We start from the raw sequence: 14,453 nt of genomic DNA, 5'->3' as shown, positions 1-14,453 counted from the left end.
TGGGGAGGCCGCCTCAGCGACCGGCCTTCGGGGCCTTCCAGCGGGCTACGCCGCGGGCCGCGAGGTTGAGGATCATGATGAAGGCGATGAGCACCAGGGCCGCGGCCCAGGCGCGGTCGTACGCCGCTTCGCTGCCGCCGCTGCTCGCGTACTGCTGGTAGATGTACAGCGGCAGCGAGGCCTGCGGGCCTTCGAAGGGGTTGCCGTTGATCAGCGGGTTGCCGAAGACCAGCAGCAGCACCGGGGCGGTCTCACCGGCGATACGGGCGACGGCCAGCATGACGCCGGTCGTGATGCCGCCGATCGACGTCGGCAGGACCACCTTGAGGATCGTGCGCCACTTCGGGACACCCAGGGCGAGGGAGGCCTCGCGCAGCTCGTTCGGGACGAGCTTGAGCATCTCCTCGGTGGAGCGGACCACGACGGGGATCATCAGGATGGCCAGCGCCATCGCCCCGGCGAAGCCGGAGAAGCCGAAGCCGAGGATCAGGATCCAGAAGGACAGGATGAACAGGCCCGCCACGATGGACGGGATGCCCGTCATGACGTCCACGAAGAACGTGACGGCCTTCGCCAGCTTCCCGCGGCCGTACTCGACCAGGTAGATCGCCGTGAGGATGCCGATCGGCACCGAGATCACGGTGGCGATGCCGACCTGTTCCAGCGTGCCGAGGATGGCGTGGTAGATACCGCCGCCCTCCTGGTACGAGGTGACGAAGCCCATCGAGTGCGTCAGGAAGTACGGGTCGAGGACCTTGATGCCGCGCGCGATCGTCTCCCAGATCAGGGAGGCGAGCGGGATCACGGCCAGGATGAAGGCGACCCACACGATGCTGGTCGCGAGGCGGTCCTTGGCCTGGCGCCGGCCCTCGACCCGGGCGGCGAGCCCGTACGAGGCGACGACGAAGACGAGGGCCGCGATCAGGCCCCACTGGATGCGGCTGTCGAGGCCGCCGACGAGGCCGATGGCGCAGCCCGCGGCGATCGAGCCGACCGCGAGGGCCCAGGGCGCCCAGCGGGGCAGCCGCGCGGCGCTCAGCGTGCTCGGCGTCTTCGGGACGTCCGGCTTCTGCGTGGGAACGGTTGCGTTGCTCATGCGTTGGCCCCCGAGTACTCCTTGCGGCGGGCGATGATCATGCGGGCCGCGCCGTTCACCAGCAGGGTGATGACGAAGAGGACCAGACCCGAGGCGATCAGGGCGTCGCGGCCCTGGTCGTTGGCCTCGGAGAACTTCGCGGCGATGTTCTGCGCGAAGGTGCCGCCGCCCGGGTCGAGCAGGCTGGCGTGGATCAGGAAGTCGGGGGAGAGGACCGTGGCGACGGCCATCGTCTCGCCGAGCGCGCGCCCGAGGCCCAGCATCGACGCGGAGATCACGCCGGAGCGGCCGAACGGGATCACCGACATCCGGATGACCTCCCAGCGGGTCGCGCCGAGCGCGAGCGCCGCTTCCTGGTGCATCAGGGGCGCCTGCCGGAAGACCTCGCGGGAGACGTTGGTGATGATCGGCAGGATCATGATGGCCAGCAGGATGCCGACCGTCAGCAGGGTGCGCGGGGCGCCGCCCTGCCACTCGAAGACGCCGGTCCAGCCGAAGTACTGGTCGAGCCAGCCGAACAGGCCCGTCATGTGCGGCACGAGGAACAGCGCGCCCCACAGGCCGTAGACGATCGACGGCACGGCGGCCAGCAGGTCGATGACGTAGGCGATGGGACCGCTGAGCTTCTTCGGCGCGTAGTGCGTCAGGAAGAGCGCGATGCCGACGGCGACGGGGACCGCGATCACCATGGCGATGATCGAGGTGACGATCGTGCCGAAGGCGAGGACGGCGATGCCGAAGACCGGCGGGTCCGCGGTCGCGTTCCACTCGAAGGTGGTGAGGAAGCTGCCCTCGTTCTTCGAGAGGACCAGCGAGGCGCGGTAGGTCAGGAAGACCGCGATCGCGGCCATGATCACCAGGAGCAGGATGCCCGAGCCGCGCGAGAGGCCGAGGAAGACCCGGTCTCCGGGGCGGGTGGCGCCGCGGGCGGCGCGCTTCTGCTGTGCGGGTGAGGGGCGATCGGTGGGCGCCGGTGGGGGCGCCGGTGATTGCGTCGTTATGTCCATGGGGTTCTCCGGTCTGCGAAGTCCCGCCCCCGGTCCGGGGGTTGAGAGCTACGGGGCTTCTGGCGGCGGTGCACCGGACGGTGCGGGCCACCCGGGGTCAACCGGAGGGTGGCCCGCACGCCTTGAGTCAGCTGATGCTCGCGACGGTCTCGCGGACCTTCTTGTTGATCTCGGTCGGAATCGGGGCGTAGCCGAGCTCGGCGAGGGCCGCCTGGCCCTCCTCGGACGCCGTGTAGGTCAGGAAGGACTTGGTGGCGGCGAGGCTCTCCGCCTTGTTGCCCTTGTCGCAGACGATCTCGTACGTGACGAGGGTGATCGGGTAGGCGCTCGCGGCCTTGGTGGCGTAGTTCAGCTCCAGGGCCAGGTCCTTGCCGGTGCCCACGACCTTGGCGTCGGCGATCGCCTTCGAGGCGTTCTCCGTGGTGGCCTTGACCGGCTCGCCCGCGCCCGTGTCGATGTCGACGGTCTTCACGCCGTCCTTGGCGTAGGAGAGCTCGACGTACGTGATGGCGCCGTCGGTCTGCTTGACCTGCTGGGCGAGGCCGGAGGAGCCCTGCGCGGACTGGCCGCCCTTGGCCTGCCAGGCCTTGCCGCCCTCGTACTTCCAGTCGCCCGGGGCGGCGGCCTTCAGGTACTTGGTGAAGTTGTCCGTGGTGCCGGACTCGTCGGAGCGGTGGAACGCCTGGATCTTGGTGGACGGCAGCTTGGCGTCCGGGTTCAGCTTCTTGATCGCCGGGTCGTTCCACTTGGTGATCTTCGAGTCGAAGATCTGGGCCAGCGTCTTGGCGTCCAGCGTCAGGTTGTCGACGCCCGCGACGTTGTACGCCACGGCGATCGGGCCGCCGACCATCGGCAGGTCGATGCCCTGGCCGCCCTTGCAGACCTTCTTCGAGGCGGCGATCTCCTCGGGCTTGAGCGCCGAGTCGGAACCGGCGAAGGCGACCTGGCCCTGGTTGAAGGCGGTGACACCGGCGCCCGAGCCGTCGGGCTTGTAGTTGAGCTGCACGTCGGGGCAGGCCTGCGCGTAGGCCTGGCGCCAGGCGTCTATGGCGTTGGCCTGGGCGGACGAGCCGATGCCGAGGAGCTGGCCCTTGGCGTCGTCGCACTTGATGTTCCCGGCCTTCGCGGCGGGGCTCGTGCCGTCCGAGCCGCCGCTGGTGTCGTCGGAGCCGCACGCCGTGAGGGCCAGGGCGCCGGAGACGGCGATGGCGCCGAGGGAGAGGGCGCGGAGCCGGTTCTTGCGCTGAAGCTTCACCTTCGGATGTTCCTTCCAGGAGCCGCCGGCCTTCTCTGTCTCTGCGGCGGCGTGCGAAATCTGCGGACGGTCTCGGTTCAAAGACTCGGTTCTCAGTCACGCGGTGTGCGTTTCCCGGGGGCCGGGGCGCACCGCGTAAGGCTGAAATTAGGCAGATCAGGTGAAGCGGCCGATGGGCGTGAGTGAACGCGGGGTGAACCTAAGCGGGCGGCCCGGTTAGGTGACGGTGTGGCTACTTTCCGTCACCGTCAGGTGGTGTGGAGGGCCGCGAGCAGGGCGTCGACGAGGGCGCGGTCCCGTGGCTGGGTGAGGCGGGAGCGGGCCGCGGTGGGGGTGAGCCAGCTGATGCGGTCGACTTCGCGGTTCGGCGTGAAAGTGCCGGTGGTCGCTTCCGCGGCCCAGTAACTCACCTGCTTGGGGCGGCCGTTCGCCAGGTAGTGGACCGTGGGCAGCGCGGGGCCCGGCGCGCAGTCGTGGCCGGTCTCCTCCAGCACCTCGCGCACCGCGCCGGCCAGGGCGTCCTCGCCGCGCTTGAGCTTGCCCTTGGGGTGCGACCAGTCGTCGTACTTGGGGCGGTGGACCAGGCAGACCTCGATGCCGTGCTCCGTGTGCGCGGTCGTCGCGCGGCGCCACAGGACGCAGCCCGCCGCGAGAACTGTCGTGTCCGTTGTGTTGTCGTCGTACACGGTCATGGGGTGCCCACCGTCTCTCGTTGCCATGCGTACCCGAACGCGAGCCTGGCGCTCGCCACCTCGTGGCGCTGGTCGGCGTGCAGGACGCCGAGGGCGTAGGCCGTCGTCGGGGCGATGCGGGGGGTGCGGGCCGCGTGGGCGGCGGCGGCCGCGGCCTCGGCGGCATCCCTGTGGGCGTTCAGGGCGTCGGCCGCGTCGAGGAGCCGGGCGTCGACGGGGACGTCCGGCAGCACCTCGCGCGCGTAGCGGTGCAGGCGCAGGAGGAGGCGTACGTGGTGCCAGGAGGCGTCGGTGTCCGCGTGGTACGGGTGGCTGGTGTGCTGGAGGGTGGTGACGGCCTCCGTGAGGCGGGACTCGGCCTCCGCGGCGAGTTTCTCCAGCTCGGTGCGGTACGGGGGTGTGGTGGCCAGGGGGACGTCGCTGGCCAGTACGGCGACGTTGTCCGCGACCGCGTGGAAGCGGGCGGAGCCGAGGGCCTGGAGGGCGGTGCTGTGGGCGCGGGTCCTTGCCAGGGTGAGCTGGCGCTCCAGCAGGGCGGAGGCCTTGGCGGCGCCGAGCGTGAGCGTTTCCCTGCCGGGGGGTGGGGTTTCGGTGCGGGGCGCCGGGGCGGGTGTCTGCGGCCGCGCCGTGGCCGGGCCCGTCGTGTCGGTGCGCGGCACCGGGGGCCGCCTTGCCCACCCTGCCGCCCTTGGCGGCAGACTGCCCAAGTCGGCCGACGTCGGCCGCATGCCCGGGGCGGTCGGGGTGGCGCCGGGTGTATTCAGCCCCTGCGGCGATTGAGCAGCGGGGTCCGGGGCGGAGCCCCGTGGCGTGGGAGCGGGTGGGCTCGTCAGGGTGTGGAGGGCTGATGTCAGGCGGGTGAGGCGGTCGGCGCAGGCGTGCTCGCGCGCCAACGTGCCGGACAACCACGCCAGTTCGGGCCGCAACGCATCCGACCACTCCGCATCCAGCAACGGCCGGAACGTGTGCAACGTCCCGCTGATCCGCCGCGCGGCCCGCCGCAGCGCCCGCGCCGCGTCCGCCGTGTCGCCCGCCGCCCCACTCTCCCGGTGCATGCGCAGCGCCCGCAGGAACTCGGTGGCCTGGGAGCGGAGATAGCACCCCAGGACATCGACGTCGCTCCCCGGTCGCGGGTCGCTGGACTCAAGGTGTCGCTGTGCCACGCCGGCGCCTCCGGGCGTCTATGAGCATCTCCTGTACGTTGCGCAGGGGCCGGCCGTCCGGGTCCACGGCGTGCCGGGTCCAGTCGCCGTCCGGGCCCAGATGCCAGGAGGCGGTGGTGTCGGACATCCCCGTTTCCAGCAGTCGCCCGAGCGCCGCCCGGTGCGCCGGGTCCTCGACGCGGACCAGCGCCTCGATACGGCGGTCGAGGTTGCGGTGCATCATGTCGGCGCTGCCGAACCAGACCTCCGGCTCGCCGCCGTTGCCGAAGGCGAACACCCGGGAGTGCTCCAGGAACCGGCCGAGCACCGACCTGACCCGGATGTTCTCCGACAGGCCCGCCACCCCCGGGCGCACCGCGCAGATCCCGCGCACCCAGATGTCGACCGGGACGCCCGCCTGCGAGGCCCGGTAGAGCGCGTCGATGACGGCCTCGTCGACCATCGAGTTGACCTTGATGCGGACGTGCGCGGGGCGGCCCGCACGGTGGTGCTGGACCTCCTTCTCGATCCGCGTGATCAGGCCCGTACGAAGGGACTTGGGGGCGACGAGGAGGCGGCGGTAGGTCTCGCGGCGCGAGTAGCCGGACAGCCGGTTGAAGAGGTCGGAGAGGTCCGCGCCGACTTCCTGGTTGGCCGTCAGCAGGCCGAGGTCCTCGTACAGCCGGGCCGTCTTGGGGTGGTAGTTGCCCGTGCCGACGTGGCTGTACCGGACGAGCTGGTCGCCTTCCTGGCGGACGACGAGCGACAGCTTGCAGTGCGTCTTGAGGCCGACGAGACCGTAGACGACATGGCAGCCGGCCTCCTCCAGCTTCCGGGCCCACTTGATGTTGGCCTGCTCGTCGAACCGGGCCTTGATCTCGACCAGGACGAGCACCTGTTTGCCGGACTCCGCGGCGTCTATCAGCGCGTCCACGATCGGCGAGTCGCCCGAGGTCCGGTACAGCGTCTGCTTGATGGCGAGGACGTCCGGGTCGGACGCGGCCTGCTCCAGGAACGCCTGGACCGAGGTGGAGAAGCTGTCGTACGGGTGGTGCAGCAGCACGTCGTGGCTGCGCACGGCCGCGAAGATGTCGGGGGCCGAGGCCGATTCGACCTCCGCCAGGTCGCGGTGGGTGCCCGCCACGAACTTCGGGTACTTCAGCTCGGGGCGGTCGAGGCCCGCTATGGAGAACAGGCCCGTGAGGTCGAGCGGGCCCGGCAGCGGGTACACCTCCGCCTCGCTGATCTTCAGCTCCCGTACGAGGAGGCTGAGGATCTCGGAGTCGATGGTCTCCTCGACCTCCAGGCGCACCGGGGGCCCGAAGCGGCGCCGCATCAGCTCCTTCTCCAGGGCCTGGAGCAGGTTCTCGGCGTCGTCCTCCTCGACTTCGAGGTCCTCGTTGCGGGTCAGGCGGAACATGTGGTGTTCCTCGACCTTCATGCCGGGGAACAGCTCGCCGAGGTGGCGGGGCGCGGCGATGACGTCCTCGATCGGGACGTAGCGCTGCGGCGAGGCCTCCAGGAAACGGGAGAGCAGCGGCGGAACCTTCACCCGGGCGAAGTGGCGGTGGCCCGACACGGGGTTCGAGACGACGACCGCGAGGTTGAGCGACAGCCCCGAGATGTACGGGAAGGGATGCGCCGGGTCGACGGCGAGCGGCGTGAGCACCGGGAAGATCTGCTGCATGAACAGCGTGTAGAGCCGGGCCTGTTCCTTCTCCGTCAGCTCGTTCCAGCGCACGACGTGGATGCCCTCGTCGGCGAGGGACGGGGCGACCTCGTCCTGGTAGCAGGCGGCGTGCCGGGCCATGAGCTCGCGGGAACGGTTCCAGATCAGTTCCAGCACCTCGCGGGGCTGGAGGCCCGAGGCGGAGCGGGTGGCGACGCCGGTCGCGATGCGGCGCTTCAGGCCGGCGACGCGGACCATGAAGAACTCGTCGAGGTTCGAGGCGAAGATGGCCAGGAAGTTGGCGCGCTCCAGGAGCGGGGTGTTCGGGTCCTCGGCGAGTTCCAGGACGCGTTCGTTGAAGGCGAGCCAGCTGCGCTCGCGGTCCAGGAAGCGGCCCTGGGGGAGTTCCGCGTCCTCCCGGTTCGCGTAGTCCTCCGCGTAGTCGTCCGGGTCCGCGTCGATGTCGGCGACGATCCCGGCGAGCTTCGCGGCCGCCCGGTCGTACTCGCCGCCGGCCACGGGGTGCGGCCGGTGCGCGGCGAGCGATCCCACGGACGGCTGGGGCTGCGGGGCCGAGGGGGCGGCCGGAGCAGTGTCGGTGTGGTCCGTCTGGTCCTGTGCGGCGTTCGGCTGGCTCATGGCCCCATTCTTCCGCGCGGACGCCGACTGGGGCGCGCCGACCGCGTCCACCGCGTCCACCGCGTCCGCCGCGTCCGCGGATGCGGGGACGAGGCTGAGGGAGCCGTGGGCGCCGTGGGCGTGGGGCTCGGCGGGGCCGGGGGCGGGGGGCTGCATTCCGTGAGCGTCGCAAGTCCGTCTGAATCGACGGTTACGGAGACATGACGTACGGGCTATGCCCGCGCGGCCCCCGGGGGTTCCGGCCCCGAACCGGCCCACCGGGCCCCGGTGCCGCTCCGTATTCGGTGCCGGTTTATCAAGCCCCTCCGGCGATTGAGGAGCGGGGTGTGGGGCGGAGCCCCACAGGTGCGGGGTGGACTAGTGGGTGCGGCGGCGGAGGAGCCAGAACGCGGTGGCGGTGACCGCGGCGATGAGGACGAGGGCCACGCCGGTCTCCATGAGCTGAAGGGGCCAGAAGTGGGACGGCGGATGCCCCTCGCGGTAGAAGCCCGCGATGTCGTGCGCCGCGAGGCACCCGCGGTCGTCCACACAGATCGGGTCGGAGACACGCGCGCCGGAACTGGTGAGGGCCCCCTGCGAGGTCATGTCACCCGCGAAGGAGGGGTAGCCCTCGCGCAGGCCGCCGGTCACCGTCACCGTGGGCCACAGCCGGTCGCGGAGTACGTCGAGCGCGCCGATCACGACGGCCGTGCCGACCAGGGAGTACACCGAGGCCGGCAGCGTGCGCCGCGTCAGCAGCGCCACGACCGCGCCGATGGCCAGGCCGAGCAGCGGCATCGCCACCGCCGTCGGGCCGAGGGCGTTGTACAGCTGGGTCGAGGCGTGCCAGCGGTTGTCCGAGAGGCCCGGGTCCGCGGCGGCCACGAGGCGGCGCAGCAGGACCAGGACCGTCGTACCGGCGACCAGGAACGCCGCGGGCACGGCCAGCTTGGCGGCGAGCCAGCGCGCCGGGGTCACGGACTGCGTCCACGCCAACTGGGCCGTGCCTCGGCTCAGTTCACGCCCCAGGAGCACGCCGCCCGCGTAGACCGCGGCCGCCACCGGCACCAGCGTGATCAGCCTGTCGGTGATGCTGAGGATGTCCTGGTAGGCGTCGGCGGTCGAGCCCTTCGCCATGCATGAGTTCGCCACGGCGGGGTCGCACTGCCCCACGACGTGGAGCCCTGCGGTGCCCGGTCCCCACAGCCACAGCAGCAGCGCGGCCGTCACGACGACGAAGGCGATCCAGAGCCAGGCCGCGATGCGGTGCAGTCTCAGCACCAGACGGGTCAGCCCGGAGGGGAAGGCGGTGGCGGTGGCGGTCATGCGGTGGCCTCCTTGGCGAGCGAAGCGGTCGGGGGCTCAGGTTGGAACCGGCGCAGCACAAGGAATGCGGCGACGACGGCGAGCGCGGTGAGCCCGAGCAGCACACCGGTCTCGGCGAGCTGGCGCGGCCAGTAGTCGGGCGAGGGGAGGTAGCTCCGGGTGAAGCCGGTGATGTCGTGCTGGTCGAGGCAGCGCTGCGTCATGCAGCCGGGGTCGCTGATCTCCGCCCCCGTCGATGTGATCGCCTTGCTGTGCACGGGGATCTCCGGCTGCTGGTAACTGCCCTGGAGCGGCCAGGAGTTGCCGCGGAACGCGCCGACCAGGTAGGTCACGATTCCGGCGAGGACCGCCGCCGTCAGCGTGCGGCGCAGGACCAGCGCGGCCAGTACCCCGACGGCCAGCCCGAACAGCGCGTTCGCCACCGTCGCGGGACCCATCGAGAAGTCGAAGTCGCGGGGGCCGATTCCGGCGACCAGCAGGTGGTTCCGCCCGTCCCAGACGAGGCGGTAGAGGACGACGACGAGTGTCGTGCCGAGGGCGATGAGCGCGCCGGGCACGGCCAGCTTCGCGGCCAGCCAGCGGGCGGGGGAGACGGACTGCGTCCACGCCAACTGGGCGGTGCCCTGCTCCAGTTCCCGCGCGATCAGCGGTCCCGCCGCGAAGACGGCGATGACGCACGCGGCGATCCGGGCCAGCGTCAGCGGGTCGTAGAAGAGCGTGTCGAAGGTGGTGCCGAACAGCGGCCGGAGCGCGGAGAGACCCTGCCACGCGTTGTCCTGCGCGCCGCCGTAGCCGAACTTGTCGAACGCCGACTGGGCGTCCGCGGAGCCGGGGCCCCACAGCCACAGCAGCAGGCCGAGGCTGACGGCCACGTAACCGGCCCACACCCAGGCCGCGCCGCGGTGCAGGCGCAGGACCGCCCACACCAGGCCGTCGGAGCCGGGCTTGGTGCGCCGCACTGCGGGGGTCCCGTCGAGGGCCGGGGCGCTCACGCGGTCACCGCCGTCCGGTTCGGGCCCGCCGTCGTGCCCGGCGTGATCAGGGGCGGGGCGTCGGGGGAGCGGAGGTGGGCCAGGAGCAGCTCCTCCAGGGAGGGCTCCTGGACCTGCCAGCCCTCGCCGATCGCTCCTTCCCTGCGGATCAGCGCGGTGAGGCCGCGGCCGGAGGGGCGGGACTCGACCACCGTGTGCGGAGCGAGGTCGCCGCGGCCGGTGACCAGGCTGTGCGCGCCGAGCAGGTCGTCGATGCCGCCGCCGAGCCGGATCCGGCCGCCGCCGAGCAGCAGCAGGTGGTCGCAGGCGTCGGCCAGCTCGGTCACGATGTGCGAGGACATCAGGACCGTCGTGCCGTGCTCCGCCGCGTCCGCCATCAGCGTGCCCATCATCTCGTGGCGGGCCAGCGGGTCGAGGTCGGCCATCGGCTCGTCGAGCAGCATCAGCTCGGGGCGCTTGCCGAGGGCCAGGGCGAGCGCGACGCGGGTGCGCTGGCCGCCGGAGAGCGAGCGGATCCGCGACGCCGGGTCGAGCGCGCCCTGTTCGACGATCTTCGCCGCGTACGCGGCGTCCCAGCGCCCCGGGTTGAGCGCGGCGCCCATCCGCAGCGTGTCCGCGACGGACAGCTGGGGGTACAGGGGCTTGCTCTGCGAGAGGTAGGAGACCTTCGCGCGGTGCGTGCCGGGCGGCGCGCCGAGTACGGAGACGCTGCCCGACGTGGGCCGGGACAGGCCGGCCGCGATGGTCAGGAGCGTCGACTTGCCCGCTCCGTTGGGCCCGACGAGTGCGCTGATCCGGCCCTCGGGCAGCCGGAACGAGCAGTCGTCCAGGGCCGCGGCGGCGCGCCGCCGGTAGCGCTTGACGAGGCCGTTCGCCTCGATGGCCGTGCTCATGAATTCCCCTTGGTCGTGGTGCTGAAGTGCGCCTCCAGGGCGCTGCCGAACAGGGCCGCGACGTCCTCGCGGTCGAGCCCCGCCTCGCGCGCCCTGCGCGTCCAGTCGTCGAGCTCCGCCCTCAGTGGTGAGTCGGCGGTGCCCGCGCCGAGCGTCGCGCGGACGAACGTGCCGAGCCCTCGCCGGGCCTCGACGAGACCGGAGCGCTCCAGCTCGCGGTAGGCCTTCAGCACGGTGTTCGGATTGATCGCCGTCGCCTCGACGACCTCGCGGGCGGTGGGCAGTTTGTCCCCCGGTTCGAGAAGGCCGAGCCGCAGGGCGTGCTCGGTCTGGTGGACGATCTGGAGGTAGGTGGCGACGCCGCTGTGCCGGTCGATGCGGAACTCGATGACCGGTTCGGGTGCTGGTCCTTGCACCACGCCGTACCCCCTTTCACTAATCAAGTAGTGAAAGGGTGATGCAAGAGAGGGGGCGGCGTCAAGCGGCGCCGCCCCCTCGCAGGGAAATCGCAGGTCAGAGCGTTACGACTCGGTCCGGTACATCAGGTCCGTCTCGTACGTCGTGAAGCCGAGCCGCTCGTACACGCTCACCGCGGCCTTGTTGTCGGCGTCCACGTAGAGCATCGCGGTCGGCAGTCCGGCCGCCGCCAGGTGCCGCAGGCCCGTCGCCGTGAGCGCCTTGCCGAGGCCGCCGCCCTGGCCCGCGGGCGTCACCCCGACGACGTAGACCTCGCCCAGGCCCTCGCGCGCGTGCACCTTCGTCCAGTGGAAGCCGACCAGCTCGTCGCCGCGGAAGGCCAGGAAGAAGCCGGCCGGGTCGAACCACGGTTCGGCCTTGCGGTCGTCCAGGTCACGCTGGGTCAGGGAGCCCTGCTCGGGGTGGTGGGCGAACGCCGCCGCGTTCACCGCGAGCCACGCCGCGTCGTCCTGGCCGGGCACGAACGTGCGGATCCGGACGCCGTCCGGCAGCGTCGGCTCCGGGAGGTCCAGGTTCTCCAACGGGCGGCGCATCTGGCGCAGTTCGCGGAACAGGGTCAGGCCGAGGACCTGGGCGAGGTGGCGGGCCGCGCTGTGGCCGCCGTGGGCCCACACCCGCAGGCGCTTGCCGGAGGCGGCGAGCAGCGCGGTGCCGAGGGCGCGGCCGTGGCCGTGGCCGCGGTGGGCGGGGTGGACGACCAGTTCGGCGGCGGGGGCCTCCACGGGGTCGGTGTCCTCCAGTTGCGCGTAGCCGACGAGGGTGTCGCCGACGTGGAGCAGGAGGTGGTGCACGCCTTCGCGTTCGCCGCCGCGGAGTTGGAGGCGGCCCTGTTCGGAGACGGCCTGCTGGCCGTCGGTTTCGGCGGCGGCTTCGAGGAGGGCGAGCACGGTGGCCGACTGGGGGGTGGTGAGGGTGGGGAGGGTTTCGATTCGGCGGGGTGGTGTGGCGGGGTCGGGGGTGGGGTCCGTGGTCATGAGTACGAGGGTACGGGCGGGGGTGTGGGCGGCCCGGTCCACGCGGCACACGCCACGGGGCTCCGCCCCGGACCCCGCCGCTCAAGCGCCGCGGGGGCTCAAAAGATCGGGGCTCTGCCCCGGACCCCGCTGCTCAATCGCCGCAGGGGCTCAAAAGATCGGGGCTCCGCCCCGGACCTCGCTCCTCAATCGCCGCAGGGGCTCAAAGAGCGGGGCTCTGCCCCGGGGCCCGGCCGCTCAAGCGCCGCGAGGGCTCAGAAGATCGGGGCTCCGCCCCGGGCCCCGCTCCTCAATCGCCGGAGGGGCTCGATGGGTGGGGAATCGGCAATCAGGTCGTAACCCGTGGACCCCTGTCACGCTACGCGCGTTGACCATAAGCTGCCCCCGCATTCGCAGTGACCGGCGCCCGTCGCAGTGGCCGGTGTCGCGCTGCACGGCATCCCCAGGGGGACCCCTATGCACGCACAGATCGAGAGACCCCGGCGTCGGTTGCGGGCGGCGCTGGTGGGGGTGGCCACGCTGGCCACCGCGGGGGCGCTGATGGCCGCGCTGCCCGCGGGTGCGACCGCGCAGAAGGAGTCGGCGGCGGGCGGGCGCTACCAGGACGTACAGCTGCTGTCCTTCAACGACTTCCATGGGAATCTGGAGCCTCCGGCCGGTTCCTCGGGGCAGGTCACCGAGGTGCAGCCCGACGGTTCCACCAGGAAGATCGACGCCGGCGGGGTCGAGTACCTCGCGACGTCGCTGCGCACGGCCCGGCAGGGGCACCCGTACAGCATCACGGCCGCCGCCGGTGACCTGATCGGCGCGAGCCCGCTGCTGTCCGGGCTGTTCCACGACGAGCCGACCGTCGAGGCCATGAACGGGCTCGACCTGGACGTGACCTCCGTCGGCAACCACGAATTCGACGAGGGCGCGGCCGAGTTGGCGCGTCTTCAGAAGGGCGGGTGCCACCCCAAGGACGGCTGTTACGAGGACGGTCGGACCTTCGACGGCGCCGACTACCCGTACCTCGCCGCGAACGTCACCGACGAGAAGACCGGCAAGCCGGTCCTCGCGCCCTACTGGGTGTGGAAGCACAAGGGCGTGAAGGTCGGCTTCATCGGGGTCACCCTGGAGGGCACCCCGGACATCGTGTCCGCCGACGGCGTCAAGGGGCTGAAGTTCCACGACGAGATCGAGACCGTCGACAAGTACGCGAAGATCCTCGACAAGCAGGGCGTGAAGTCGATCGTCGCGCTGGTCCACGAGGGCGGCGCCCCGGCCTCGGCCTCGTACAACTACGACTGCGACTCGCCGGGCGCGGGCGACGGCATCTCCGGCCCGATCGTCGACATCGCCAAGGGCATCACCTCCAAGGTCGACGCCCTCGTCACCGGCCACACCCACAACGCGTACGCGTGCACGATCCCGGACCCCTCCGGCAAGCCCCGAATGGTCACGTCCGCGTCCTCGTACGGGAAGCTCTACACGGACACGACGCTGACGTACGACCGCGCCACCAAGGACATCGTGCGGACGTCGGTGAAGTCGGCCGCCGCGAAGGGGTCGAGGAACCCCGTCGCCACGAACCACGTCGTGTCGCGGACGCAGCCGAAGGCCGCCGACATGACCGCGCTGATCGGGCAGTGGAACAAGCTGGCCGCACCCGTCGCGAACAGGGCCGTCGGCTACATCTCCGCCGACGTTCCCGGCCGCGGCGCCACGACCCCCGAGGCCCCGCTCGGCGACCTCATCGCGGACGCCCAGCTCGCGCACGCCAAGTCCCTCGACCCGCGGGCCAGCGTGGCCCTGATGAACCCGGGCGGGGTCCGCTCCGACCTGGTGTTCAAGGCGAGCGGCGGCGAGGGCGACGGCGTGGTGACGTACGGCGAGGCCTTCGCGGTGCAGCCGTTCAGCAACACCGTCAACCTGGCCGACCTGACCGGCGAGCAGCTCGTCACCGCGCTCCAGCAGCAGGTCAGCGGGGCGAACGAGGCCTCGCCGAAGATCCTGCAGCCGTCCGCGGGGCTCACGTACACGCTCGACATGACCAAGGCGGGGGCCGACCGCGTCGTCGTCGACTCGATCCGGCTGAACGGCGCGGCGATCGACCCGACCGCCACCTACCGCGTCGCGATGAACTCCTTCCTCGCGGGCGGCGGCGACGGCTTCGCCGCGCTCGGGGCGGGCACGAACCCGCTGGTCGGGGCGGACGACCTGAAGGCGTTCAGCGACTACCTGACCGCCAACTCCTCGGCCGCGGACCCGATCGAGCCGCCGAAGGCGGACCGGATCACGATCGTGAAGTGAGCCTCGGCAAACCCGCCTCG

General features: G+C 71.7%; 12 protein-coding genes. 1 reads left to right on the top strand and 11 read right to left on the bottom strand.

Annotated elements, in window-relative coordinates:
• Positions 1-13: 13 nt before the first annotated feature.
• The 11 genes from pstA to mshD form a co-directional block, all read right to left on the bottom strand.
• Positions 14-1,096, bottom strand: coding sequence for a phosphate ABC transporter permease PstA (gene pstA, locus ACYBSK_RS35930; RefSeq protein ID WP_460244590.1), 1,083 nt, complete (start codon positions 1,094-1,096; stop codon positions 14-16).
• Positions 1,093-2,103 (bottom strand): phosphate ABC transporter permease subunit PstC, encoded by a 1,011-nt coding sequence (gene pstC, locus ACYBSK_RS35925; protein ID WP_457481430.1) that lies wholly within the window; start codon positions 2,101-2,103, stop codon positions 1,093-1,095. Before pstC ends, pstA begins: the two co-directional genes overlap by 4 nt.
• Positions 2,104-2,230: 127 nt before the next feature.
• Complete coding sequence (gene pstS / locus ACYBSK_RS35920) at positions 2,231-3,358, bottom strand: phosphate ABC transporter substrate-binding protein PstS (protein WP_457481429.1); 1,128 nt, start codon at positions 3,356-3,358, stop codon at positions 2,231-2,233.
• Between the two features lie 248 nt (positions 3,359-3,606).
• Positions 3,607-4,050: an NUDIX hydrolase gene (locus ACYBSK_RS35915; protein ID WP_457481428.1), complete on the bottom strand. Its 444-nt coding sequence runs from the start codon at positions 4,048-4,050 to the stop codon at positions 3,607-3,609.
• Entirely contained in the window at positions 4,047-5,213 is a 1,167-nt protein-coding gene (locus ACYBSK_RS35910; RefSeq protein WP_460244589.1) for a CHAD domain-containing protein, read from the bottom strand. The genes ACYBSK_RS35915 and ACYBSK_RS35910 overlap by 4 nt, the downstream gene beginning before the upstream one ends.
• Positions 5,194-7,656 (bottom strand): RNA degradosome polyphosphate kinase, encoded by a 2,463-nt coding sequence (locus ACYBSK_RS35905; RefSeq protein WP_457481426.1) that lies wholly within the window; start codon positions 7,654-7,656, stop codon positions 5,194-5,196. Before ACYBSK_RS35905 ends, ACYBSK_RS35910 begins: the two co-directional genes overlap by 20 nt.
• Before the next feature lie 201 nt (positions 7,657-7,857).
• Complete coding sequence (locus ACYBSK_RS35900) at positions 7,858-8,805, bottom strand: ABC transporter permease (protein WP_457481425.1); 948 nt, start codon at positions 8,803-8,805, stop codon at positions 7,858-7,860.
• Complete coding sequence (locus ACYBSK_RS35895) at positions 8,802-9,797, bottom strand: hypothetical protein (RefSeq protein ID WP_460244588.1); 996 nt, start codon at positions 9,795-9,797, stop codon at positions 8,802-8,804. Before ACYBSK_RS35895 ends, ACYBSK_RS35900 begins: the two co-directional genes overlap by 4 nt.
• A complete protein-coding gene (locus ACYBSK_RS35890; protein WP_457481423.1) occupies positions 9,794-10,690 on the bottom strand; it encodes an ABC transporter ATP-binding protein in 897 nt (298 codons plus the stop codon). The genes ACYBSK_RS35895 and ACYBSK_RS35890 overlap by 4 nt, the downstream gene beginning before the upstream one ends.
• Positions 10,687-11,109 (bottom strand): GntR family transcriptional regulator, encoded by a 423-nt coding sequence (locus ACYBSK_RS35885; RefSeq protein ID WP_457481422.1) that lies wholly within the window; start codon positions 11,107-11,109, stop codon positions 10,687-10,689. Before ACYBSK_RS35885 ends, ACYBSK_RS35890 begins: the two co-directional genes overlap by 4 nt.
• Before the next feature lie 102 nt (positions 11,110-11,211).
• On the bottom strand, positions 11,212-12,141 hold the full coding sequence (gene mshD, locus ACYBSK_RS35880; protein WP_457481421.1) for a mycothiol synthase: 930 nt from the start codon (positions 12,139-12,141) through the stop codon (positions 11,212-11,214).
• 456 nt (positions 12,142-12,597) lie between these two features.
• On the opposite strand from mshD, the gene ACYBSK_RS35875 reads away from it, so the two are divergent.
• Positions 12,598-14,433, top strand: a complete 1,836-nt coding sequence (locus ACYBSK_RS35875; protein WP_460244587.1) for a bifunctional metallophosphatase/5'-nucleotidase — start codon at positions 12,598-12,600, stop codon at positions 14,431-14,433.
• The last annotated feature ends 20 nt before the right edge of the window (positions 14,434-14,453 follow it).

Source organism: Streptomyces sp. BYX5S, from assembly GCF_054724165.1.
The sequence above is the reverse complement of the archived record's forward strand: the minus strand, read 5'-3'. Positions and strand labels throughout refer to the sequence as shown.